Origin of the sequence: Phytobacter sp. RSE-02, from assembly GCF_040578655.1 — a bacterium.
Lineage (GTDB): Bacteria > Pseudomonadota > Gammaproteobacteria > Enterobacterales > Enterobacteriaceae > Phytobacter > Phytobacter diazotrophicus.
In genome coordinates this window covers 249,438-274,070 of sequence record NZ_JBEULY010000007.1, presented here as the reverse complement: position 1 = coordinate 274,070, position 24,633 = coordinate 249,438, and the positions used below count along the sequence as shown (strand labels likewise).

23 protein-coding genes, 1 tRNA gene and 2 pseudogenes are annotated in these 24,633 nt (G+C 44.2%); 22 read left to right on the top strand and 4 right to left on the bottom strand.

Annotated features, from left to right (window positions below):
* Window positions 1-351 precede the first annotated feature (351 nt).
* The 6 genes from ABU190_RS16850 to ABU190_RS16825 all read left to right on the top strand — a co-directional run bounded on the left by ABU190_RS16850 (window position 352) and on the right by ABU190_RS16825 (window position 5,130).
* Complete coding sequence (locus ABU190_RS16850; RefSeq protein ID WP_047371700.1) at window positions 352-744, top strand: RidA family protein; 393 nt, start codon at window positions 352-354, stop codon at window positions 742-744.
* Window positions 745-855: 111 nt separating this feature from the next.
* Window positions 856-1,680: a transporter substrate-binding domain-containing protein gene (locus tag ABU190_RS16845; protein WP_354691906.1), complete on the top strand. Its 825-nt coding sequence runs from the start codon at window positions 856-858 to the stop codon at window positions 1,678-1,680.
* A 54-nt stretch (window positions 1,681-1,734) separates the two neighbouring features.
* A complete protein-coding gene (locus ABU190_RS16840) occupies window positions 1,735-2,472 on the top strand; it encodes an amino acid ABC transporter permease (protein ID WP_110295572.1) in 738 nt (245 codons plus the stop codon).
* Window positions 2,469-3,113 (top strand): amino acid ABC transporter permease, encoded by a 645-nt coding sequence (locus tag ABU190_RS16835; RefSeq protein WP_071195909.1) that lies wholly within the window; start codon window positions 2,469-2,471, stop codon window positions 3,111-3,113. Before ABU190_RS16840 ends, ABU190_RS16835 begins: the two co-directional genes overlap by 4 nt.
* Window positions 3,110-3,847: an amino acid ABC transporter ATP-binding protein gene (locus ABU190_RS16830; RefSeq protein WP_071195908.1), complete on the top strand. Its 738-nt coding sequence runs from the start codon at window positions 3,110-3,112 to the stop codon at window positions 3,845-3,847. The genes ABU190_RS16835 and ABU190_RS16830 overlap by 4 nt, the downstream gene beginning before the upstream one ends.
* An 11-nt stretch (window positions 3,848-3,858) precedes the next feature.
* Complete coding sequence (locus ABU190_RS16825; protein WP_354691905.1) at window positions 3,859-5,130, top strand: alanine racemase; 1,272 nt, start codon at window positions 3,859-3,861, stop codon at window positions 5,128-5,130.
* Between the two features lie 165 nt (window positions 5,131-5,295).
* Here ABU190_RS16825 and ABU190_RS16820 read toward each other — a convergent pair whose 3' ends face one another.
* Window positions 5,296-6,375, bottom strand: coding sequence for a porin (locus tag ABU190_RS16820; protein WP_354691904.1), 1,080 nt, complete (start codon window positions 6,373-6,375; stop codon window positions 5,296-5,298).
* Window positions 6,376-6,671: 296 nt separating this feature from the next.
* On the opposite strand from ABU190_RS16820, the gene proB reads away from it, so the two are divergent.
* From proB to ABU190_RS16775, 9 genes are all read left to right on the top strand, one after another.
* Window positions 6,672-7,775, top strand: a complete 1,104-nt coding sequence (proB, locus tag ABU190_RS16815) for a glutamate 5-kinase (RefSeq protein ID WP_047371693.1) — start codon at window positions 6,672-6,674, stop codon at window positions 7,773-7,775.
* A gap of 11 nt (window positions 7,776-7,786) precedes the next feature.
* Window positions 7,787-9,040, top strand: a complete 1,254-nt coding sequence (proA, locus tag ABU190_RS16810; protein WP_169039891.1) for a glutamate-5-semialdehyde dehydrogenase — start codon at window positions 7,787-7,789, stop codon at window positions 9,038-9,040.
* Window positions 9,041-9,156: 116 nt separating this feature from the next.
* Window positions 9,157-9,232: transfer RNA gene (locus ABU190_RS16805), tRNA-Thr, on the top strand.
* 175 nt (window positions 9,233-9,407) lie between these two features.
* Window positions 9,408-10,622, top strand: a complete 1,215-nt coding sequence (locus ABU190_RS16800; protein WP_354691903.1) for an integrase arm-type DNA-binding domain-containing protein — start codon at window positions 9,408-9,410, stop codon at window positions 10,620-10,622.
* Window positions 10,623-10,947: 325 nt separating this feature from the next.
* Window positions 10,948-11,148 (top strand): AlpA family transcriptional regulator, encoded by a 201-nt coding sequence (locus ABU190_RS16795; protein WP_199379298.1) that lies wholly within the window; start codon window positions 10,948-10,950, stop codon window positions 11,146-11,148.
* A gap of 149 nt (window positions 11,149-11,297) precedes the next feature.
* On the top strand, window positions 11,298-11,582 hold the full coding sequence (locus tag ABU190_RS16790; protein WP_354691902.1) for a hypothetical protein: 285 nt from the start codon (window positions 11,298-11,300) through the stop codon (window positions 11,580-11,582).
* Window positions 11,583-11,655: 73 nt separating this feature from the next.
* Complete coding sequence (locus tag ABU190_RS16785) at window positions 11,656-11,958, top strand: hypothetical protein (protein WP_233981293.1); 303 nt, start codon at window positions 11,656-11,658, stop codon at window positions 11,956-11,958.
* A gap of 90 nt (window positions 11,959-12,048) precedes the next feature.
* Window positions 12,049-12,300, top strand: coding sequence for a DNA-binding protein (locus tag ABU190_RS16780; RefSeq protein ID WP_354691901.1), 252 nt, complete (start codon window positions 12,049-12,051; stop codon window positions 12,298-12,300).
* A 196-nt stretch (window positions 12,301-12,496) separates the two neighbouring features.
* Window positions 12,497-14,038, top strand: a complete 1,542-nt coding sequence (locus tag ABU190_RS16775) for an RNA-directed DNA polymerase (protein ID WP_354691900.1) — start codon at window positions 12,497-12,499, stop codon at window positions 14,036-14,038.
* Window positions 14,039-14,977: 939 nt separating this feature from the next.
* Here the strand turns inward: ABU190_RS16775 and ABU190_RS16770 are convergent.
* Window positions 14,978-15,355 carry a hypothetical protein gene (locus ABU190_RS16770; RefSeq protein ID WP_354691899.1) on the bottom strand — a complete coding sequence of 126 codons (378 nt, stop codon included), beginning with the start codon at window positions 15,353-15,355 and terminating at the stop codon, window positions 14,978-14,980.
* 633 nt (window positions 15,356-15,988) lie between these two features.
* Here ABU190_RS16770 and ABU190_RS16765 point away from each other — a divergent pair.
* A complete protein-coding gene (locus ABU190_RS16765) occupies window positions 15,989-16,540 on the top strand; it encodes a DNA-directed RNA polymerase subunit beta (protein ID WP_354691898.1) in 552 nt (183 codons plus the stop codon).
* A gap of 10 nt (window positions 16,541-16,550) precedes the next feature.
* Window positions 16,551-16,826 carry a hypothetical protein gene (locus tag ABU190_RS16760; RefSeq protein WP_049594963.1) on the top strand — a complete coding sequence of 92 codons (276 nt, stop codon included), beginning with the start codon at window positions 16,551-16,553 and terminating at the stop codon, window positions 16,824-16,826.
* A 90-nt stretch (window positions 16,827-16,916) separates the two neighbouring features.
* Here ABU190_RS16760 and ABU190_RS16755 read toward each other — a convergent pair whose 3' ends face one another.
* Together ABU190_RS16755 and mobQ are read right to left on the bottom strand one after the other, a co-directional pair.
* Window positions 16,917-17,729, bottom strand: a complete 813-nt coding sequence (locus ABU190_RS16755) for a hypothetical protein (RefSeq protein WP_354691897.1) — start codon at window positions 17,727-17,729, stop codon at window positions 16,917-16,919.
* Between the two features lie 327 nt (window positions 17,730-18,056).
* The gene (gene mobQ, locus ABU190_RS16750; RefSeq protein ID WP_354691896.1) at window positions 18,057-19,451 is read right to left on the bottom strand and encodes a MobQ family relaxase; all 1,395 of its coding nucleotides are present in this window, start codon (window positions 19,449-19,451) and stop codon (window positions 18,057-18,059) included.
* Between the two features lie 680 nt (window positions 19,452-20,131).
* Between mobQ and ABU190_RS16745 the strand changes: the two genes are divergently transcribed.
* From ABU190_RS16745 to ABU190_RS16725, 5 genes and pseudogenes are all read left to right on the top strand, one after another.
* Window positions 20,132-20,389, top strand: coding sequence for a hypothetical protein (locus tag ABU190_RS16745; protein ID WP_354691895.1), 258 nt, complete (start codon window positions 20,132-20,134; stop codon window positions 20,387-20,389).
* Window positions 20,386-20,670: a conjugal transfer protein TraD gene (locus ABU190_RS16740; RefSeq protein WP_354691894.1), complete on the top strand. Its 285-nt coding sequence runs from the start codon at window positions 20,386-20,388 to the stop codon at window positions 20,668-20,670. The genes ABU190_RS16745 and ABU190_RS16740 overlap by 4 nt, the downstream gene beginning before the upstream one ends.
* Window positions 20,671-21,050: 380 nt before the next feature.
* A pseudogene (locus ABU190_RS16735) lies at window positions 21,051-21,289 on the top strand (shufflon system plasmid conjugative transfer pilus tip adhesin PilV); the annotation flags it as partial.
* A gap of 632 nt (window positions 21,290-21,921) precedes the next feature.
* Window positions 21,922-22,482 (top strand): annotated as a pseudogene (locus ABU190_RS16730) (type 4 pilus major pilin).
* Window positions 22,483-22,832: 350 nt separating this feature from the next.
* The gene (locus ABU190_RS16725) at window positions 22,833-24,629 is read left to right on the top strand and encodes an AAA family ATPase (protein WP_354691893.1); all 1,797 of its coding nucleotides are present in this window, start codon (window positions 22,833-22,835) and stop codon (window positions 24,627-24,629) included.
* The last annotated feature ends 4 nt before the right edge of the window (window positions 24,630-24,633 follow it).

Genomic DNA, 24,633 nt, shown 5'->3' with positions numbered 1-24,633 from the left:
GCATGATACACCCAGCGTCGTCGTTAACCCATCCCCGATAATTAAAATTTTACTGCCGGCGTTTATATTTCTTTGTTCTATTTTGGGGCCTCATTTTAGCGCATGGTGCGCAAATTATTTTTTTAAAATTACGACATTGGTAACATTTTCATTCTGCCATACCTCCCATTCATTTTTTATTTTGCGATCGCCACAACACCATAAAAAATTAAATTGATCGGGATATATTGCAAAAATAAAAAACCTGTGCAAATCTTGCTCTATCCGATATTGCAGATAACAGTCCGATATACCAGACAGTTATGATGCGGTATTCATGGCGATTCTCAGAACAAAAAGGAGCAGCATTGCATGACGATTAAGCGTTATGGCATTGAAGGCGGCACTGGCACGGGCGGGCAGAAACTGCCGTTCGCACGCGCCGTTGAGGCTGATGGCTGGCTGTATATCTCAGGCCAGACGCCGATGCGCGAAGGCGAAGTGGTGGAAGGCGGGATCATTGAGCAGACCCGCCTGGCGTTTGATAACTGCCTGTCCATTATGCGCGAGGCGGGGTACAGGGTGGAGGATGTGGTACACGTCACGGCAGTATTAACCGACGCACGTTATTTCAGTTCCTTTAATAAAGTTTTCAGCGAGATATTTACCGGAAACCCACCGGCACGTATTTGTAGCGTGCAAGATTTAGTCGTCGACTGCAAAGTGGAAGTGGATATGAAATGCTTTCGCGCCGACCGAAAATAATATTATTTATCTGATAACACACTGAGATTTTTATTTATTCGCCCACACCAGGGCTGCCCGTTAATAACTGATGCTTTTTATGTCGTCTCCATTTAATAAGCGAGCAAAACAATGAATGCAACTTCGTTAAACATCATCGCCGGAACGCTGGCCCTGCTGGCCGTTGCCGGTTGTACCCCCACGGAAGAGAAGCAAGTGGCGGGTGCGACTCCCCAATCGACGCTGCAAACCGTATTGCAACGCGGCACGTTACGCGTGGGTGATTGCCTGAGTTTCGCTCCTTTCGGTTTTTACGATAAAGACGGCAAACCGGATGGTTACGACGTCGATTTGGCGAAAGCGCTGGCGAAAGAGATGGGCGTGAAACTGGAAATGGTGAACACCACCAGCGCCAACCGCATCCCTAACCTGCAAACCAACAAAGTGGACGTGGTGTTCTGTAACTTCACGCGCAACCTGGAACGCGCCAAAGAGATCGGTTTCACCCACCCGTATGTTGTGGCGAGCGAAGCGATGTTGGTCCGTAAAGAGAGCGGCATCAAATCGGCGCATGATATGGCCGGTAAGACCATCGCTACGGTGAAAGGGTCAACCAACGGAGACGAAGTGCGCAGTATGGGCATTGAGGTCAAAATTCAGGAATACGACTCTTCCCAGGCGGCCATTCTGGCGGTGAAGCAGGGGCAGGCTGATGCAATGATTGAGGATAATAACTTCCTCGCTTATCAGGCCAGGCTTGATCCGACCCTGACGGTCACCAACGAAGCGCTGGTGCCGCTGGAATATAACGCCTTTGGTGTGAAGCAGGGCGACCAGGTATGGCTGAACTACCTCAATGAATTCCTGTTTGAGATCAACGCGTCCGGTGAGAACGCCACGCTCTATCAAAAATGGTTTGGTGATAAGCCGCGTTACCCACTGAATCCGCAATTCTGATTGCCTGCGGTGTAGCGCCCTTTGGTCTGCTACACCGCAGAAAGGAGTCCATGCATGAGTTATCAATGGCTAACCCTGTGGAGTTACGGCGAGACCTTCCTGGCCGCCGCCTGGCTGACGTTACAGGTTACTCTTCTCGCGTTTGTGCTGGCCGTCGCACTCGGCTTGCTGGCCGCGCTGGCGAAAGCCTCGGCTGTAGCGCCGCTACGCTGGCTGAGCCACTGCTATGTGGAATTTATCCGTAACACGCCGGTGTTGCTGCAAATTTTCATCATCTTTTTTGGTCTGCCTTCCCTCGGCATCACTATGAGCGCCTTTACCGCGGGGGTGCTGGCGTTGGGCATTAACGTCGGTGCTTACCTGTCGGAGACCTTTCGCGCCGGAATACAGTCGGTGCCGAAAGGGCAACTGGAAGCCGCGTGGATTTTAGGTATTTCACGCCGCCAGGTCTTTCTGAGTGTGGTGTTGCCCCAGGCCGCGCGCGCCGTGTGGCCGGCCATTATTAACAACCTGATCCAGCTATTGCTCGGCACGTCGCTATTGTCGGCCATTGCACTGCCGGAATTGACCGGCACCGCCACCGTGATAAACGCCCGCACTTTGCTTTATATCCAGACGTTCAGCGTGGTGGCGCTGGTCTATCTGCTGCTGAGTAATCTCTTTTCCTGGCTCGGTAACCTGGTAGGAAGCCGCTTATTTCATCCGCAACTGGTCACGCCGGTAAAAAAGTCCGCCCGGTGGTGGGCAAAAAAATGGCTGACTAACCCACTGAAACGGGAGAATGCGCTATGAGCGATATGGTAATGACCTCGTTGCCGTTGCTACTGGAGGGGCTGTGGATCACCCTGCTGCTTTCGGTCGCGGCCATCATTGGCAGCACGCTGCTTGGCCTGCTCGCCGCCGTGTTGCGTACCAGCCGTGTCCCGGTCGCCAGCCACATTGCCGTGCTTTACACCGAGTTGTTTCGCGGCACGCCGGTGTTGATCACCCTGATGTTTATCTACTTTGGCGTGGCCTATTTTGGCTATGAAATCAATTTGTTTGCCGCCGGTATCCTCGGTTTGAGTATTTACCAGGGGGCCTATATCGCCGAAGTCTTTCGCGCCGGGATCGAAGCGGTACCCAAAGGACAATGGGAAGTGTCGTGGATCCTTGGGTTGTCAAAACGCCAGACCTTTCTTAGCGTGATCTTGCCACAGACGCGCGGCATCGTACTGCCGCCACTGGTGGGGCAGTATCTTTCCCTGATTAAGGATACCTCCATCGTCAGCATGATTGGCATGTCGGAACTGATGCACCAGGGCCAGGCGATCGTTGATCGTATCGGTCAGCCGGTAGTGATTTATGCGCTGGTGGCCGTGCTGTACTTCGTTGTCTGCTTTCCGCTTTCCCGTTGGGTTCAACATCATCAAACCAGGAGCCAGTTCTCATGAGCAATTCCGCCATTACGCTGAGCCGTATTACCAAATCTTTTGGTAGCACCCAGGTGCTGAAAGAGATCAGCCTTGATGTTTCGCCCGGCGAAGTGCTGGTGCTGATTGGCGCATCAGGTTCCGGCAAAAGTACCGTGTTACGCATCATGAGCGGGCTGGAAACGGCCGATGGGGGCGAAATCTGGGTTAACAATGTGCCGCTGCACGACCATAAACGCAGCCGGGAAATTTGTGGTCATGTCGGAATGGTGTTCCAGCAGTTCAATCTGTTTCCCCACAAAACCGCGCTCGGTAACGTGACGCTGGCGCTGATAAAAGCGCAAAAGCTGTCTGAGACTGAGGCCAATAAACGCGGCATGGCGGCCCTGACGCGCGTCGGGCTGGCTGAGCGTGCGCATTATTATCCGGCGCAACTCTCCGGCGGTCAGCAGCAACGCGTGGCGATCGCCAGGGCGCTGGCGGTAGAGCCGAAAATTATGTTTTTTGATGAAGCCACCTCTGCGCTCGATCCCGAACTGGTGGGCGAAGTCATGGAGGTGATGCGCAGCCTGGCGCGTGAAGGGATGACTATGGTGGTGGTCACCCATGAGATGGGCTTTGCGCGCAAAACCGCAGACCGCGTGGTGTTTATGGATCAGGGGGTGATTGCTGAACAAGGATCGCCAGAGCAGATATTCGTTAATCCACAAAATCCGCGCACCCAGCAGTTTTTATCGCGTGTTCTTGAGCATTGATCGGAGGCGTTATGTCGATTCATTTTCCGTTGGTGGCAGACGGTCTGCTGGATGCGCTGCAACCTGCGCCACGCTTTAAATCTGTTGCAGGCCGTGGCGATGCGCCGTTACCTGTGGGGACGCCGGTACTGGCCAGCGATAGCGTGTTTTCTCCACTGATGCTCATGAAGCAATCGGCGCTGGAGAATAATCTGCGGCAATTGGCTGATTTTTGTCGCGAACAGGGTGTGATGCTGGCAGCGCACGGCAAGACGTCAATGTCGCCTGCCATCCTGCGTCGAGCCGTCACCGAAGGTGGTGCCTGGGGATTGAGTGCGGCAACGCCTGCGCAGGTTCGCGCGCTGCGCCAGTTTGGTATCCGTAATGTTTTTCTCGCCAATCAACTGGTCGACCCTGCCGGTATTCGCTGGATAGGTGAGTGGCAAAAGCAGCATCCTGACCATGGCTTCCTTTGCTATGTTGATTCGCTGGAGGGAGTGCGTTTGCTGGAACAGCATCTCGGCGACAGTCGCATTGCGGTTCTGCTGGAGATGTCGGTCAGTGGCGGGCGCACGGGGTGTCGCTCATCCGCGCAAGCACTGGAGATTGCCGCCGCGATAGCGGCAAGCCCGGTCCTGCAACTGGTGGGTGTGGCGGGCTACGAAGGCGCACTGGGTGCGGGGCGTGATGCCGCGGGTATCGCCAGGGTGCGCGATTATTGCCAGATGCTGATCGCGACGGTTGCGCTGTTGGCCGGGGAACAACTGTTCAGCAGCGACACTATTATTCTCAGCGCCGGAGGCGGCGCCTGGTTTGATGTGGTCAGCGCCTGTTTTAGCGGGGCGAGGTTATCACTACCGATCACACCGCTGATTCGTTCGGGTGCCTATATGGCGCACGATAACGGGTTATATGCCCGCATCGCGCCGTTTGCCCAACCGGGAGCCCGTCATCATTTTGAACCCGCGCTGGAGATCTGGGGGAGGGTATTATCGCGCCCTGAGCCAGGCCTGGCGTTTGTTGATTTCGGACGCCGCGATGTGCCCTTTGACCAGGACTTGCCGAATCCGCTGTGGGTGCGAAATGTGGATGGTAGTGCTCCTCGCGCCGCTTCTGGCATGCGCATCAGCGAGGTAAACGATCAACATGCCTATTTGTTGTTGCCGCAAGAGGATGCCTTAAAGCCCGGCGACTGGGTAGGTTGTGGCATTTCACATCCCTGTACCGCGTTTGATAAGTGGCGCTATTTGCCACTGGTGGATGATGACTATTGCGTCACCGATTCACTGGAAACGGCATTCTGAGTCAGGCGTGTGTGCATAACGGCGCGCTGTCGCGCGCTGTTTCACGACGGTTTTTCGATAGCCCTTTCTTGCTTTTTGTTGCATATACTGGCGGAAAAAAGAAAGCACCGACGAGGTTATCGTTCGGTGCTTTATGTTCTTCAGTGAAGTGCGTTTATGCGAAACTTAGAACTGGTAAGTCACGCCAACAGCAACGATGTCGTCGGTAACGTAGCTTGAACCGACGTAAGTTGCGAAATCACCTTTGTCCAGTTGGTTGATTTTGTAATCAACCATCGCAGAGAAGTTTTTGTTGAAGTAGTAGGTAGCGCCTACGTCAACATATTTAACCAGGTCCTGATCGCCCCAACCGTTTTCCAGGTCTTTACCTTTGGTCTGTACGTAACCAATGGACGGACGCAGACCGAAGTCGAACTGGTACTGAGCAACGGCTTCGAAGTTTTCAGATTTGTTAGCAAAACCACGGCTGCCGATTGGCGTCATGTTCTGCGCGATGCTGTACATAGCCGCCAGGTAGATGTTGTTAGCGTCGTATTTCACGCCAGTAATCCACGCTTCCGCGTTAGCGCCTTTACCCAGAGCCTGAGTGTTCTGCAGATCAGTACGGTCTGATTTCGCGTACGCAGCAATCAGAGTAACCGGGCTGCCGCCAAAGTTGTAGGACAGGGAGGTACCGAAGCCGTCGCCATTCTGTTTAGAAGCAGCACGGGAACCTTCGTTTTTACCCTGGTACTGCAGGCCCAGGTTCAGACCATCAACCGCACCGAAGAAGTCGGTGTTACGGTAAGTAGCCACGCCAGTGGTACGTTTGGTCATGAAGTTATCGGTACGGGTCAGAGAGTCACCGCCGAATTCCGGGAACATATCGGTTACAGACGCTGCATCGTACAGGATACCCAGGTTACGACCGTAGTCGATAGAACCGTAGGTTTTTGCTTTCAGGCCAGCGAACGCCAGACGCGTTTTCTGAGTAGAGCTGCTTTCGTCGGTGTTGCCAGCGAATTCAGATTCCCAACGACCGAAACCAGTCAGTTGATCGTTGATCTGCGTTTCGCCTTTGAAGCCCAGACGTACGTAAGTTTTGTCGCCATCCTGAGTGGTATCATCGCTGAAGTAGTGCATGGCTTTGATTTTGCCGTACAGATCCAGTTTGTTACCATTTTTGTTGTAGATTTCCGCAGCGTTGGAAGAAGCAGAAACAACACCAAGGCCGATCATCATTAATGCCAAAGTAGTTTTTTTCATTATGTTTCCTGATTAATTGTAATTAACGCGCTTTAGATCGCTGAACGTCGCCGCTCGAGTGAAAAATTCACGTAGGTTTTAACGTCTGCGAATTAAAGTTTTATGACAATTCTTATTTATTTTTTTACAAAGCAGGTTTTACAGGTAGTGTCATAAAAGCGTCAAGTTTTGTAAGTAGGTTTTCTGATTGGCTTCAAGGATTTTCTTAAGTTGTTAAAACTGCCAGTTGGAAGTTGGCTCTGATCCTGTTACAAAGACTGTTTACTTTTTTTCTTCTACGTTGAACGGCAGAAATCATGAGCGACAGCCAGACGCTGGTAGTGAAACTCGGCACCAGTGTTTTAACGGGCGGATCCCGCCGCCTGAACCGCGCCCACATTGTTGAACTCGTGCGCCAGTGCGCACAGCTACATGCAGCAGGGCATCGTATTGTTATTGTGACTTCTGGCGCTATCGCCGCCGGGCGTGAGCACCTGGGTTACCCGGAGTTGCCTGCCACCATCGCCTCGAAACAACTTCTTGCCGCCGTCGGGCAAAGCCGCCTGATTCAACTGTGGGAACAGTTGTTCTCGATTTACGGCATCCACGTTGGGCAAATGCTGTTAACCCGCGCCGATATGGAAGACCGTGAGCGTTTCCTTAATGCGCGTGACACTCTGCGTGCGCTCCTCGACAACAACATTGTGCCGGTCATCAACGAGAATGACGCCGTTGCGACGGCGGAAATCAAAGTCGGCGACAATGACAATTTATCGGCGCTGGCCGCTATTCTGGCGGGTGCAGACAAACTCCTGCTTCTTACCGATCAGCAAGGTCTCTTTACCGCTGACCCGCGTAACAACCCGGATGCTGAATTGATCAAGGATGTGTACGGTATTGATGACGCGTTGCGCGCGATTGCGGGTGACAGCGTATCGGGCCTGGGTACTGGCGGGATGGGCACCAAATTGCAGGCGGCGGATGTCGCCTGTCGTGCAGGTATCGATACTATTATTGCCGCAGGCAGCAGGCCGGGTGTGATCGGCGATGTGATGGAAGGGGTTCAGGTCGGAACGCTTTTCCATGCGCAGGCTTCACCGCTGGAAAACCGTAAACGCTGGATTTTTGGCGCGCCTCCGGCAGGTGAAATCACCGTTGATGAAGGCGCGACAGCCGCTATCCTGGAACGCGGCAGCTCCTTGCTGCCAAAAGGGATTAAAAGCGTGACAGGCAACTTTTCCCGTGGTGAAGTGATCCGCATCCGTAACCTCGAAGGTCGCGATATTGCACATGGCGTTACCCGCTATAACAGTGACGCGCTGCGTCGCGTTGCCGGTCATCATTCGCAGCAAATTGATTCCATTCTCGGCTATGAATATGGCCCGGTCGCCGTGCATCGCGACGATATGATTATCCGTTAAGGAGCAGATGTATGCTGGAACAGATGGGCATCGCTGCTAAAGCAGCGTCGTACAAGCTGGCATTGCTCTCCAGCCGTGAAAAAAATCGCGTACTGGAAAAAATCGCCGATTACCTGGAAGCACAGTCTGACGAGATTATTCTCGCTAACGAGCAGGACGTTTTGGAGGCTCGCCGTAATGGCCTGAGCGAAGCGCTGCTTGATCGCCTTGCGTTGACGACAGCGCGTTTGAAAGCGATTGCTGACGATGTTCGCCAGGTGTGCAAGCTGGCTGACCCGGTAGGGCAGGTGATCGACGGCGGTCTGCTGGACAGCGGCCTGCGCATTGAGCGTCGCCGTGTGCCGCTCGGCGTAATTGGCGTGATTTATGAAGCGCGTCCGAATGTCACCGTGGATGTGGCTTCCCTGTGCCTGAAAACCGGCAACGCGGCGATTCTGCGCGGCGGTAAAGAGACCTGGCGCACCAATGCGGCAACGGTAAAAGTGATTCAGCAGGCGCTGGAAGAGTGCGGTTTACCCGCCGGCGCGGTACAGGCGATTGAAAGCCCGGACCGCGCGCTGGTCAATGAAATGCTTAAGATGGATAAATACATCGACATGCTGATCCCGCGCGGTGGCGCTGGTCTGCATAAGTTGTGTCGTGAACAGTCCACCATTCCGGTGATTACCGGGGGCATCGGCGTTTGCCATATTTTTGTTGATAACACGGCAGAGATTGCCCCGGCGCTGAACATTATTGTGAATGCGAAAACCCAGCGTCCGAGTACCTGTAACACCGTCGAAACGCTGCTGGTTCATCAGGATATTGCGGGCACTTTCCTGCCTGCGTTGAGCAAGCAGATGGCGGAAAGCGGCGTTACCTTGCATGCGGATGCGCAATCGCTGGCGGCGCTGCAATCGGGTCCGGCGGCGGTTGTACCGGTTAAAGCAGAAGAGTATGACAATGAGTTTTTGTCGCTGGATCTGAACGTGAAAATTGTTGCTGACCTGGACGATGCTATCGCCCATATCCGCGAGCATGGCACGCAGCACTCCGATGCTATCCTGACGCGTACTCTTAGTAATGCGAACCGTTTCGTCAATGAGGTCGACTCTTCTGCTGTTTATGTGAATGCCTCCACGCGTTTCACCGACGGCGGTCAGTTTGGCCTTGGCGCGGAAGTGGCGGTGAGCACGCAAAAATTGCATGCGCGTGGACCGATGGGCCTTGAAGCTCTTACCACCTACAAGTGGATCGGTTTCGGTGACGATACGATTCGTGCGTAAATAATAGCGGGGTGATGCAAAAGTAGCCGTTTGATTCCAAAGGGCATTGACGCATCACCTCGTTAGATCTAACCTTTTGCACCGTGGTTCACCGACGTGAATCCCGTCCTTTCAGGGCCGATATAGCTCAGTTGGTAGAGCAGCGCATTCGTAATGCGAAGGTCGTAGGTTCGACTCCTATTATCGGCACCATCCTACCTATTTTAACGTCTCCCTAAGTCTACTCAAACACCCTTTAAACCCTTATAATACGCGGTTTCACGGCCCTTATTGTCTCTGCTCGTCTACTCACGTTCACAGAAATCTACGGTGAGTTGGGGGTATCAATGGGGGTATTCGCTGTTCGGTCTAGAGGAGATACCCCCAGATGAAGCTCAATGCCAGACAGGTAGAGACTGCCAAGCCCAAAGATAAACCCTACAAGATGGCTGATGGTGGTGGCCTCTACTTATTGGTTAAAACCAACGGGTCACGCTACTGGCGTTTAAAGTATCGTATCGATGGAAAGGAAAAGTTATTGGCACTGGGGGTATATCCCGATGTGTCCTTGGCTGATGCCAGAGCAAAACGTGATGAAGCTAGAAAGGGTATCACTGGGGGTATCGATCCTTTAGCGGTGAAAAAAGAACAAAAAGTTGAGCGTGAAGCGCAGGTCAAAAACACCTTTCAGCAAATTGCGCTCGAATGGCACAACATGAAAGTGAAGAAATGGTCTGCGGGGTATGCCTCTGACATTCTTGAAGCGTTCAACAAAGATGTTTTCCCGTTCATTGGTCAACGCCCTATCGCAGACATCAAGCCGTTGGAACTGCTAAACGTGCTGAAAAAGATGGAAGACCGAGGCGCGACTGAGAAAGCCAAGAAAGTACGCCAACGCTGCGGCGAAGTGTTTCGCTACGCCATCGTGACAGGCAGAGCTGAGTATAATCCCGCGCCAGATCTCACCAGTGCCATGCAAGGGCATGAGTCTACACATTACCCATTCCTGACCACCGAAGAGCTTCCCGCTTTCTTTAAAGCCCTTGCTGGCTACTCTGGCAGTGAATTGATAGTGTTGGCGGCAAGATTGCTGATCATTACTGGCCTGAGAACAGGTGAATTGCGCGGTGCGTTATGGTCGGAAATCGATACTAAGAAAGCGCTATGGGAAATTTCCGCTGAACGCATGAAAATGCGCCGCCCCCATATCATCCCGCTATCTACCCAAGCGTTAGCCATTATCGAACAGATCAGAGCAATGACAGGGCTATTTCCTTTACTGTTTCCGGGACGCAATGATCCAAGTAAGACCATGAGCGAAGCTAGTATCAATCAGGTATTTAAGCGAATTGGCTATACAGGGCGGGTTACGGGTCACGGCTTCCGTCATACCATGAGCACCGTTCTTCATGAACAGGGCTACAACACCGCATGGATTGAAACCCAACTGGCGCATGTTGATAAGAATGCTATCCGTGGCACCTACAACCATGCGCAATATCTTGATGGTAGACGTGAGATGCTGCAATGGTATGCCGACTACATGGTAAGCCTTGAGAACGGAAGCAATGTGGTGCAGGGAGCGTTTAATCGGCGTGGGTAAGGATAACTGCTGATGAAAGAAGGGCTATGTCTTAACGGGCATAGCCCTTTTTCTTGCTAAAGCAGATAAGAATTGAGTCAGAATTTAAACTGACATCGATTAACTAATTGATTAATATGTAAATTATAAAATATCTTAAAACAGGAAAATAAATAGCACTTATTGCTAAATCGCTCTACACCCCGCCAAGTGACAGCTCTCCCACCATTTCATCCTTTTTTGTATGAAAAACACTCAATTCAATTTCAATTCTGATTTTCCGAGGCTTGAACGTCATAAGCGATCTGCAGATACTACATTCATCAAAACAACAACGGAGAAATATATGACAACAAGAAGACTTATTCGCCTGCCGGAAGTGATGAATAAAACAGGATATAGCAAAGCATGGATTTATCGACTTATTAGCAGGGGCGTATTCCCAGAACCGATAAAGATTGGAATAAGAGCCAGAGCTTTTGTTGAAAGTGAAATCGATGAATGGATTGAAAACATTATTCAGTTTTCACGTAAACATGTTGATTAATGAACAATACACTATTAATGCGATGAGGGGGGGTTATGTAAAACGTTAAACGCTGTGTTTTTTACAATATTAAAAAATAAAAAACTAAATATTTTATGCATTAATAATGCAGGGTATTTTACACTATAAACAAAGAAAAGGAAAAATAAATGAATAAGAAAAATAATGGTTTTGATAGGATCGCTACTGAGATGTTTCTACTATCAGCAATGAAAGAGTATTACCGTATCTATTGGGATATAGTCAAAAAAGGGCCCAAAGAGGCATTTAACTTACTTACTGATAATCATCATATGGAAACAGTCTATGACCAAGTAATCGAACGAGCTAAAAAGTGTGTGGCAAAAAATAAGCGCTATCTTATCGATTTCGAAGGGGTGAGAATGGAGGTAATGACGCTGCATACCAAAGCATTAGTGTTAGCCTATATGTAAATCTGTTTGGCCCCTTCTTGGGGCTGAAAATAAACCAAATATTAAATAATCATATAAAAAGTGAGGGTTAATTATGTCTAAAAATAATAAAGTTAAAAATAAATCTACAAAACTGTTCCTTGATCTTGCTAAAAGATCGTTTGAGGCAAGTTGGATCAGTTTACAAAATGATCACGATGGGGATATAAGAGAGTATATTAGTGATCATGACTTTATGAGTGCAACTATCATGTGCGTAATAATGCATATTAAAAATAACTTTGAGAGTTTAACACAGAGAGAAGGAAATAATGTGAATATTGCCGAGGTTGATCTTAAAGTTATCGCTAATCTGTTGGTAAGGCATTCGTATTTATTTGTTCATAAATCTTTGTAGTTTCCTTTGATGATGTATTCGTGTCAAATATACAAATATTTGCCTCGTAAGGGGCAGATAAACAACATTTGTGATAACAGGAGAAATCTGATGATTGATGAGTTCCACGTTATGTTTATGTATAAAAAAATCCAAGCTGAAGCCGCTACTACTGATATCAAAACACTTAATCAGCTTTTGAAGAAGTTCCGAAAAGTGGTAGAGGAGCGGCGTGAGGAGTATTATCAGAGTATTGGTGAAAATAAGGTGCGTAAGCTGAGGATGAAGAGGCTCCTCAAGCTGATGGAAAAGGATAAGGTATCACCAGAGGAACTATGCTCTTTTGGCTCAGGCATGAGCTGAACGTTTGTGGTTGAGTGCTATCCTCAATCTGACAGGCTGGTTAGTTTCGGTAGCAAACAGAACTAACGTCTTCATTATTAACTGGATGTAGTCCACAAAATCATTGATCTTTGACTCATTTTAATGATGCAGCATAAGACATTGAGACAAAAGGAGTGTTTAATATACCCCTGAAAATTATACTTGTGGGGGATATATGACATTAATCACCGAAATGGCGGCAGAGGACGCAAGGGATTTTTTTTTAAAACACAATAGTTATTGCAGTTTTCCACTTCCTGTTTACTTTGATTTTTCGCCTCTTCTGCACGCGGTGAGTGATGCGCTGGATCAGAAGCAAAACGGTATTAATGATATTGGCTACAAAAAAGCATGCAATTATGAAAACGTAAACTATATATTGCAAACAAACAAAGATGGTCACTACTCTTGGCGACCATTCGATTTGATTCATCCTGCCATTTATGCTCACATCGTTCATAAAATAACCGAAGAAGAGTCATGGGATCTCTTGGTCGATAGGTTTGATACTTTTCAAATAAATGAAAAAATAGTGTGCGCAAGTTTGCCAAGAGAATCTGAAGATGATGATATTTCTGATACCGCTGAGACTGTATCGGGATGGTGGCGTGATGTCGAACAAGAATCTATCAATAAATCTCTTCAGTTCAAATATCTGTTCACTACGGATATAGCAAATTTCTATCCATCGATTTATACCCACTCTATTCCTTGGGCAATTCATACTAAAGAAGAAGCGAAGGAGGTAAGAGGGGATAATACAAATCTTGGAAACCGAATAGATCACGCCTTACGACAAATGCGTTGGGGACAGACAAACGGTATTCCTCAGGGTTCTGCACTTATGGATTTTCTTGCTGAAATAGTTCTAGGCTATGCCGATGAATTGCTAGGGGAGAAACTCGAAGAAGAAGATATTGATGACTATCATGTTATTCGATACCGTGATGACTATAGAATATTTACAAATAGTAAAGAGGATTCTGAGGCAATAGCGAGATATCTTACTGTTATTCTGCAAAAATTAGGATTACAGCTTAATGCGTCTAAAACATCTCTTTCTGAAGATATTGTCCTCAGCTCGATGAAACCCGACAAGCAAGAAGCTTTAATACTCTTTGGCAAAAGTGTTAATACTACGACTATTCAAAAGACGCTTTTGAAGCTTGTTATTTTCTCACGTAAATATAAGAATTCAGGTCAGCTTGAAAGATACTTAGCCAAGATAAATAAGCGTTTAGAACGCATGAACAAGCTGAAAGAGGATGTTCGACCGATCGTTAGCATCATTGCTGATATTATGGTTAATAATCCACGGACATTTCCATCTTGTGCATTGGTATTAAGTAATGTACTAAAATTTTTAGAAGATGATGATGAGAAAGTAGAGTTAATTGAACTGATTAAATATAAATTTGAACCTATCTTGGGGACTGGGATTTTAGATATCTGGCTACAACGTATCTCTTATCACATTGATAGCGATATAGAATATAAAGAGACCCTTTGTTCTATCGTATCTGGCGCACACGATAAACCACATGAGCATGTTTGGAATTCGGAGTGGATCACTGACAATAATTTTAAGAACATAGTGATGGCTACCACTTTTATTGATTCTGAAAAGCTTGAAGACTGCGAGCCAGTAATACCTGAAGATGAAGTTGTGCTATACCCTTATGATAGTGACTATGATTATGAGGAAGAAGAAGAGTAGTTTCTTAACGAAAAAAAATTATAGAGATCAGCATCCTATCAAGTAAATTGTGGAATACCCATCATTTACTTGATTTTATTAAAGAGCTTAGAAGCAATAATATTGTCACGCTACATCTATTATTTTAAAAAAATAATAAATATTTTTGACTTTCTCTTGACGAATAATATATATCGGTTAAATAGAATAAAGATACAAAAAAAGTCAGACTATGACGTCTGACTTTCTAAGGACTAAAAAAGTTTTGCCGACTTTTGAAGCCTTGTAATCGAGTTAAGCAAGAACTGATTACAAATATAAACATAGTATTACCCAATCAACTTATATTTGTCAAATCTAAATCGCAACTTTTTACAAACTTCAAATACCATTTCTAAAAGCTTCAGAGTCCTCGAAAGCAATCAAATTAATAGCCTTTGTATCAGGTCTGCATATGTGGAGTCATTGAGCGCGAGCCGCTTACAAGAGTTGTCCGTATGTTTGTTGATTGTAGGTATAGAAGGGGGAGCGACGAAATACCAACTCGAAGCGAAGCTCTAAACAGATAAATGAAGTTGTAATGGAATGGCTATGAGAAAGCCCTACCTTTGCTTAAACGCATAAATAGGGGATAGCAATACATTTTATCTGCATGGGCGAATCTGGGAGTGTCGTAGGGTGTCCTGTGTTGGAAACGATCCAGAACTCTAAGCCAGATCAACTTGGGTGAAGTCATAGATTTTCATCTTGGTTCTCGCCAATCCTGATCGATTTTTGACTTTTTCGTCAGAAATTTCAGGAGGTGAAACCTTGGGTGAAGTCCCCTTTCTGGGGGCACACGCAAGGTAAACACATTTATAATAAGTTATGCTATGAGATAATAAAATAGATAGGTGCCATTTTAAAGGCACCCATAAATTAAAAGTAAAACTAGGAAAAAATATATTTGGCTGTTATTCGTTAATCCAACAATCCTTTCGAAACTTTACTCGCCGTCTGGCTGAAATTATATCGGTCAACAACATTCCCTTTGAACCAGATATCAAGAGAGTTCATGTGAGCCGTGTTGCTGTTCTTCAGTAGGGCCAGACCGGGAATGTACTTCGAGATCTGGCTCTCGCCTGACATGCTGGAGTAGGACCACATTTCCTGTCCATCATTGGTGGCTCGTGTTTGTGGTTCCCCGAATGCGTTAATAACATCTTGCTGGGTAGTTTTCCCTTTAACGATCTTGGTTTTTACGGTTTGTTGCGATTCGTCTTTAAGGGATTTGTTGCCATAGGTGGTGCAAGCGGTAAGAGGCAGGATCACCAACGCAGCGATAAGCAGTTTTCTCATGTTAACTCCATATAAACAGTAAACGTAAAAATAGGCGCAAAGAATCCGGGGCCAGCGTTGTGCCGCATCTGGCTATTAAAATTTGTGTTAATCAATAGTGAAGAAAGCCGCTTATTAAAAGCCTGTGAGTTTTTTTATCTAATCAGCTAGCGGCATCCTTCACTGTTGTTTTCCCTGATGTTGCATTAATAAAACCTACGCTGAGGCTATAGAACAGTGCTGGCTATTGGTCATAGGGTATGACGTTCTATCCCTACCAACCAGCGCATAAACGGTCCAGTGAGCCTTCTGTTCACTTTATCCAGTAACGATTCATCTAGCAAGAAAATGATCGGTAACTCAGATCGATAGATTGATATTGATAGCTTATAACGATTAATAGTGTTTTTTCGATCGGTTAGTTAATTGATTTAATCGATCGATATATATTTAATGATAGTTTTAATCTATCGTTATTTTGATTTTGATCGTTACAAACGATATGACGGGCCACAAAAATAATTTAATCCTATCAATTGGTTAATCAGGTGGTTTTGCTGCGTTATGCCAGTAAGAACAAGCTTTAACGACTACACGTGCGCAGCAGACTACCTCTACATAACAGCATTGTTGTTTATCAGGATGGATAGGAAGATGAAGAAGATTTCGCTCGTCGCTTCTGCAGCTCTTTTGTTGGCGGGATGTGGGGAGAAAGGCGACTTTGAGAAGGCGATTAACGCGAAAATTTCAAAATCAAAGGTGTGCTACTCACTGCAGAACAATGACTTTGATTTCAACAAAGGTTTTCCAGTAAAGGTTAATCATGGTTACCGTTCTGCTGGATACAATGCCAGCGATGAAATCCTGAAAGGTCTTGTTGAACAGGGGCTTCTCATTGTTTCACAACAGTCGAATGGCTTTAGCAGTGTTGATGTTCTGGAAGTAACAGACAAAGGCCAAGAGGTTGAGTTTTGGGACCGTGAGGAAGGTGCCTGTGTCGGTCATCAAGAAGTTTCTGAGATAAAGGACTGGACCGAACCGGGAAACGGTAATCAGAAAGTTGTTCGAGTGTCCTATGCATGGAAACTGGATGGCGTTCCGGGCTGGGTTGATAAAAATGCTTTCTCCAGCGTCAAGGGAATGAATGAACCTGAAGAGAGCATTATTAATCTTGTTAAAACCAGCAATGGCTGGAAAGCGATTTAAGGGGGCTATCATGGAAAAAAATACAATCCAGTGTCCGTTTTGCCTGAAAGAAAGCCAGCGGGGGGTTCATGTCTGCACCGGCTGCATGGCGACTGTTTTATATGGAACCTACCCCGGCTGGTATGCTGTTGTGGTTATCTTACTTACATTCGGCCTGTCTATTCTGATCGGAATGTCTACAGGCATGGCGGGAGCTACTATCAGCCTACCGATAATTGCTGCTGTTGGGTTTGTCGCTGGTAAGGCAATTTTCTCTGATAATGTTGTGTTCAGACGAAGAATGTAGCTTTACTACTATTAGTTAACCTGAACCACATCTGGTTATACAGACGTGGTTTAAATTTGAATTTGAAAACTCATAATTTAATAATGGTTTTTAATTACCTCTACGATTGAATATATCATCAATGAAACTATTTTCATTACTGTTTGTTAATGTTAAGGATTCTTGAAATGGATGCCCAATCATCACTTCTGTGCTTTGGAGTTTAATATTGTTGTCTTTTTTTATAGCATCTTTAAGGTGTTTCCATGTTGTATATGAAATTATATCACTTACAAATGTCAAAGCACTATTTTCAGTTTCTATACTGATGTTTATATCTTCTAGTGTATCAAACGCAGGCTCTTTATTCCCAGACTCATCTTCTTTCATTACAGTAACTTCGCCACGAAGAAATCTTAAAGGGTATGCTATATCTTTTTTGAATTTATTTATAGTGGCGGTTTCAATATGGTCACTAATACATTTAAGAGAAAAGGAATTTATTTTTCTAGATATGGCGAGTTTAATTCCATTTATGAGGAATTTTGTCATTAAATGCTCAAATAGAGTGCTGTGTAATAGCTCTTTATTTTTAGAGGATTTATCAGGTGAACCATTGAATCGATGGTATCCTTTAACGTAGAGCGCAGAATATGACCATTTTATTTTGTAAATTTTAAGGAAGTCTTTTACCCTTAGTATTGCTCTCTCCTTATCATCTTTATTTAATTCTGCCATGTGAAGTTTCCCTTCACTAACAAAGTCATTGAAACTCTCATTGATTATATATCTCATTCTAGATAAATCATTTTCATCTAATAAGAAGCCCGCCATGATTCCGAAATCACCAATGTATTGCTCTGTGTTTTTTGCATAACCTTTCGCTCCGGATTCATCTATTATAATTACATGTTTCAACATCATTTAACTCCTTGTGTTTCTTTGTGTTTTTAAAATCCAAAATTATTCTATACCGGTTGTTAATTATTTAAAATACTATGTTGCGATTTTTTATTTGGCTGTTTAATATAAATTTCACACATGACATGTTCGGTTGATGTTTATTAAACTAAATAGCTACGCGGAATAGTGCTCCACTTTCGACCGTCTCTTGCAAGTAAAGCATCAGGGCTGTGTCCACTACCTGACCGTGCTTAATCGGGCTTGAGATGTGTTGCCCATACACAACATCAGTAAACGGCAGGTGTAGTGGTATTAGGTGCAGCTATTTAGCTATAAGGATTTTAGATGCTATTTCACTCGAATTCTACTCGTATCAAACTTTGGCCCAGATGATTTTTTTCTGGTCGCCGGAGTAGGTCTGTAGTCGAGATCGCTATCAAGTTGAGCTGGTTTAACCGCACGGCTTGGAAAACGCCTTATCTCCTCCTTGGTTGGTTTGTACTCATCGCTGTTAAATCTGCCTCTTCTCTCATGCTCAGCACGTGATACATAGATGCCTTGGACCTCATCGAAGACATAGTTTGCGGCTATACGCTTATCATGTTCAGCATCAACTGAAACAGGGGATGGTTTCTTTCTGGCCCAGATGAATTTTTCTTTTATATACCCGACGACCAACAGCGTGAAACGTTTGAACACGCTATCCTGACGAGGTTTAACCTGCTTTCTCTTACTTTTAACAGGAGCGCGTTTAACCGCTCTGGCAGTTGTAGAAGATGGGGATTTCAGTGTAGTGCGTGTATGAGGTATAGGGGCAACCAGAACAGGCTGTTGTTCTTCGGATGATGACGACTGCGAACCTGTTTCAGGCAATACGATTTCAACAGGCTCAGGCATTTCTGATACGGTGAAGCTTCTAAGGTCAACAACGATCTGCAGATCCAAATCTTTGAAGGTGTTGTATGTGGCCTGAGCTTCCAGTTTCATCTCATCACGAATAGCTTGTTCAGCAGCACGTTTTTCCTGAACGCTTTTGCTGTTCCACTTGGCACGATGAACACGTTGCATAGGGGGACGGCTGGTTAACGTTGCCTCGGCAAGCCAAAGTGCTTTTTCTTCCACGTTTAAGGTGATAGCAGCGTTTTCGAGTGCTTCAGTATGTTGAGCATCAATAGAACGATGATCAATACGTTCATTACTGCCAGCCGCAGTCAGATAGCGATTGGCAATCACTGACCATGATTCACGCCAAATGATTACGTTTTTCTTGTCGTTCCAGCTTCTTTCTTTTTTACCAAAGCCATCAGCGGTGATCGGTTTTAATGTCAACATCACATGTGCATGAGGATTAGTGCCATCGAGATCGTGAAAGGCGATATCGGCAATCATGCCCTTATCGACGAAATTTTTTTGGCAGTATTCAACAACCAGTTTTATCTTGTTTTCATTGTTCAGTTCACAGGGAATAGCCACATCAAAATAACGGGCTGTTTGACCATCTTTCTGACGCTCAACCCTTTCAATTTCATTCCACAGGATGGTTGAGCTTTTGATAATATGAGCAGGTGCTGAAACAGGGGCTAATATCTGATGATGGAATAAATCTGTCCTATGGCTGAAATCATAGGTATTGCCAGTGCGATCATCTGTTATTCTGCAACGCACATGGTAAGCAGCCTTTCTACAGGAAGACATGCCTTCTGAACGTTTCACAATTTTAAACTCCAGATGAAAAATTGCCATATAAAAAATACCCTCAAATATAACTATGCTACTGTTAGTTTTTCGTAAGAAAAACTCTATGTGTTGACCTTGGTTTTTCTTTTAGCCTGCGGCAGGCAACCCCCGGTAGGGCCCACACGCTCACGAAGTGAGTGTATAAGTGGGCATTGTTTTTTCTAACAATGTAAAACCCTCTACTTAATTAATACGAAATATATGAATACCTGTAAAACAAAACGCCGAATTAAGCGGCGCAATCTAGATGAAAGGGCGAAGTATTCCACAATATTACCCCTACGGATTTTAGATGGTGTCCGAAGGATAAGAAGAATCTTAATTTATCCCGCCGTAAGGCGGGAAATCACTAAAACAAGAAAATAGTAGCTTTTATCTGTAGTTTTCCCTGTTTCACGATTAACAGGTTAGTCATATAAATCAGAATGAAAATTTAACATGTGAAATGAAAAACATTAACGAGAAAAATTAAGTAACGTGGTGAGTATTAGACAAAATAGTTAGTGATTACTATCGCATAGTGTTGCTATGAAATAGCATTCATTCCAATGAGCATTAATGCTGTGATGAGGGGTGTTAATATCAGTCTTGTGAGTCTGTATTTTATAAAATAAAATGAGCTGCTTGTATTGATAATTATTTAAATTATGGTAAAGGATAACCTATAACAAACACAAGGAGGTTTAATGTATAAAAATAATGATGAAGCCATTGATTGGGAAGCCAAGCGACTTCTTGATGATGGTATCTATACCGATACAGAACAAGCCTATTTAGAAGCAGAGAAAATAGTAATCAATATTAGGGAACAAGCAAAACAGCGCCAGATAAAGCAACAGTTTAAGATGAAAATAAAATCAATCAAGAAACAAATTGGTAATGGTTATGATTATGCTGACATCCCTTATTCCAACAAGAGAAAACATTGGGGAGATGAACAATGACAACAAAAACGATTAAACAGCAAATTGCTTCAGCACAGGAACGCCTATACTTCTTGGAGGCTAAAAAGAAACAACAAACGAAGAAAGAAAATACTCGTCAGAAAATTATTTTCGGTGCAGAGGTTGCCAAAGTCTTAGGATGTGATATTGGTTATGTAGATAAGGAATTAGTCTTTGGGCTTTTACTTAACATACACAATCTTCATGAGAGTGATGTTCAGGTTTATAGAGCACAAGGCCAAGTCTATATCGAAAATGTTATAAACAAAGCCAAGTCCTAATCATGTTTTTCACGTCCAAACGGTGAACCGGCCTAAAACTCGTTTTAGGTCGGTGAACTGTTGAGTAAGCCCCAGAGGGCGCGGTAGTTATCAAAATAATAGATAATAAATTTGTTTTTAATCCTAACTTAATTATACCATTAATGTATAGCATAGGAGGTATTATTAATGTTGGGTAAAGTAAAACTGTAACGAAGGGAAAGACACGACGGAAGCAATGGAGACTATAGCAAGGAAGATCTGCATCAATTATCCTAAGTATATAAAATCAAACACCACCACAATTATTGATTTTTTGCTGATTTTTTACCTCTTATCTTGAACTCTTTTTATTTTCTGTTAATTGATATTGACGTGAAAGTAAAAAAGGACAAAGAAGAATGAAAATAATAAACAGGAAAGGGTTTTCCTTATTGGAAATAACATTGGTTTTAAGTATTGGCACACCAACGGCTTTCATGAAGTTTCAGGTGAGGTGACTAACCGTTATATCAGTATTCGCTTTGACAAACTTTCACCCCTCGCATCGAGTAGCAGCCAGACCAGTGATCCGGGACCAAGAACCTGTTCGGCTAATGGATGTGAAATTACGTATCAGACGTTGGTTAATGAAGGATTGAGTGCATCAGGCAATATTGCGGGTAGATACATTCAACCCACCTCAATAGCCACTGCCGGGGATACATGCTCACCTAACGGGCGTATCAGAAAGGCCCTCAATGGTTCTCCTGTGTGGTGTGTTGATGGTGTATGGAAGGGCAATGAAGGGAACACGATTGTTTCGTCCGGGAGCATCAACAATAATTCGACGTTTGCCTGCAGAAGTGGCGCTTCTGGTAAAATATTGGTCCACGCATATGCTAATTGGCTTGTAGGTTGGGGAGTATATTGGATGAATGCATCCTTTTATGCCAATGGTGTACTTGTGGAAACAGATAGAACGGCTGCGTTTGAATACGATCACGGCAGAGCATCAGGTTCAAGCGTGACATTATTCCACACCGTAGAAACGTCATCGGGTAGTGATTATACCTTTTCAGTTGCGGCAACAAGCGATAACCTTGTGAAGGTGAGTTATTCTTGTGTGGGTGTGTGAATTAATATTTTTAATGTTTTAATCTTATTGTATCTGAATGTTTTTTTAAGTTTGTTCGTTCATCACGAAAATAACCAACAATTTCCTTTGCGTGCTGATTAATTTTCTCAATGTTTTATCTCTGTATTTATCAATAACAAATATGGAGATATTCAATGAAAATAAATAATGTAAACCAGAAAATCCAGCAGGGGTTCTCTTTGTTAGAACTGCTTCTTGTGCTTGGCACTGTTGCTGCCTTAATTGTTGGCTCATTTATCGTGTATCCGAAGGTTCAGGCGGCACAACGAGCGGAGGCTGAATCTAAGAACATTGCGACTATACAAACAGGGATAAAATCACTCTATTCTGCCACTGCCTCTTATTCTGGTTTAGCAAATGGTAATTCATATAAAGCTGGAATATTCCCTGTCAATATGTATAAACAGTCTGGACGTGGGTTTAACATAGTCAATACTTGGAAAGGATATATCACGGTTGCTTCTGCGGCTACCGGCCCATCAGGAACTGCAGTTAGCGCATTTACTATCACTTATACGGGTGTTCCTGCAGCTGAGTGTTAAAAAATAATCTCAGCGATAGCGGGTAATTTCTATCTGGCACAATTTGGGACAACAACAGTAAAGGATATGGAAAGTAATCCTGATGTTGAAGCAATGATTGAAGCCTGCAGCAATGGTGGAAACAGTAATACGCTTGTTCTGACATCATTATAAAAGGAAAGTGAGCGTAATAATATTTTTTTATAATTCGTTCGGCTAGTAGATTAATGATTTGATACTTAAACTTAGTCAATTTCGTTATCAGGGTTTTGCCTAGAAGATCAGGGAGAATCCAATTGTAGTCGATTATTTTTGACAGCGCGTGATTGATACTGTTATGTGTTTGTATGTAAAACAATGACTTACGGTGATTGGTGGTGTTGAATTTTTTGTTTTTTTATATCAGTTTAAATGATAAACTATTTATATATAGTTACAAATTGTTTTACTACATCATTTTTAACACTATTCACTATTGTTAATGCCAATAATAGCGATTGATAAATAATACTTAGGAACTAAAAGTGGCAAAGAAAAAATCTTTAGATGAATGTAGTATTCTTGAACTGATCTCTGAAATAAATTTAAAAAATAAATATTCCTATTTTAAAGGATATATAGCATATGCTCACTTTCCTAATTTTAAAGGGCTCGAGCCCTCTGCTAGGATAGAATTTAACTTCCCATTTACTGCTGTAGTTGGAGCTAATGGCATAGGGAAAAGCTCAATACTCCATGCCTTATTTGGGATGCCTGATGGTTATAGTACTGCTAAATTTTGGTTTTCTACCGCACTTGATCCCATAATTTCGATTAATAAAAATCCTCCTCGATATATCTATGGCCATTGGCATGAAGAATTTAAAGGTATTGTTGAAACTAGAAAAGCGCTAGTTAAAAGAGATGCACGAAGTTACGAGGTTTGGGAACCTACGAAAGTAAATAAGGGTGATGGAATGGTTGATATGCCTATTGGCAACTATTCCAGAAGGTCTACTGATCGTTGGAATCCAGTACAGAGAACGGTTATTTATTTAAATCTAAAAATGATCATAGGTGCTTTTGATCGGACTATGCATTTAGGTGGAGATTTTGATTCGGTTAAAACTGGTCAAAGCAAAAAAAATGAAGGGATATTAAAAGGCTCGAAAAGATTGCGAAGGGTAGTTGATAAGAAAATTGAGAAATGGTGTTTAGGAGGGGGGCGAGACCGTGTTTTTGAAAATAGAATGTTGGATGGAATAGAATTAAAATATATATCTAATATTCTTGGTAGGGATTATATTTCTGCTCAGTATATACGGCATTGCTTGTATCCAGAACAAGAAAGCGAGGATGTTAGTGTTATTTTCGATCGTGGGATTAAATATTCAGAGGCATACGCTGGAAGCGGGGAACTTTCCATTGTTAGCATTGTTATAAAGCTGCTATCTTGCGATGATTATTCTCTCGTTCTTTTGGATGAACCGGAAACATCTTTACATCCGGGCGCACAAAAAGAACTCTTAAAATTCATTTTGATGTTGGTTATAAAGAAAAAATTACAAGTGGTTGTATCAACTCATTCTATGGATTTAATAGAAGAGCTTCCTCATAATGCAATTAAGGTTTTAGAAAATAACAGCGAGAACAAAACTAGGATAATTAATGGTTGTTCTCCGTATGTGGCACTGCATCGACTTGGAGGAACAGCAACTTCGAAACGAAAGATATATGTAGAAGATCTTATGGCTAAAATTGTGGTTGAAAGAGCAATGAAATTATTAGATGCGGGGGATGCTAGTGTGTTCGAAGTATCCATCGTTGAAGGTGGGGCAGAATCTATTCTAAAATATCATATCCCTGTGCTTATTCAGACTAAAGTAAACGATTTTGTATTTTTAGATGGAGATAAGAAATATGTTCAAGAGTTCATTGATCCGAATGATATTTCTCCGTCGCAATATGATTCATTAGATAACATTCTATCTGATAATGTTGGCTGTGTGCCAATGTTGATTACTAACGGTGGTAATGACTCGGCTGGAATAAAAAAAGATTCTATTCAAAAGAAACTAAATTATTTGCAGTGGATTCGTAATCGATTGGATTATCTTCCATTAATGTGTCCAGATGCGCTCATATTATCTGCGATGGGAATAGATGATTCATACCGTACATCCCAAGAGTATAAAAATAGATTGTATGATGAGTCCGGGGAGGGATTTGACTCGCAACAACTTTCTGGTATTGCTGGGCATTACTTAAATAAAATGGATGACAAAAATCCTAATTTGATTAAAATAGCGGATAAGCTACAAGAATGGTTACTTTTGGTTTAAGCTT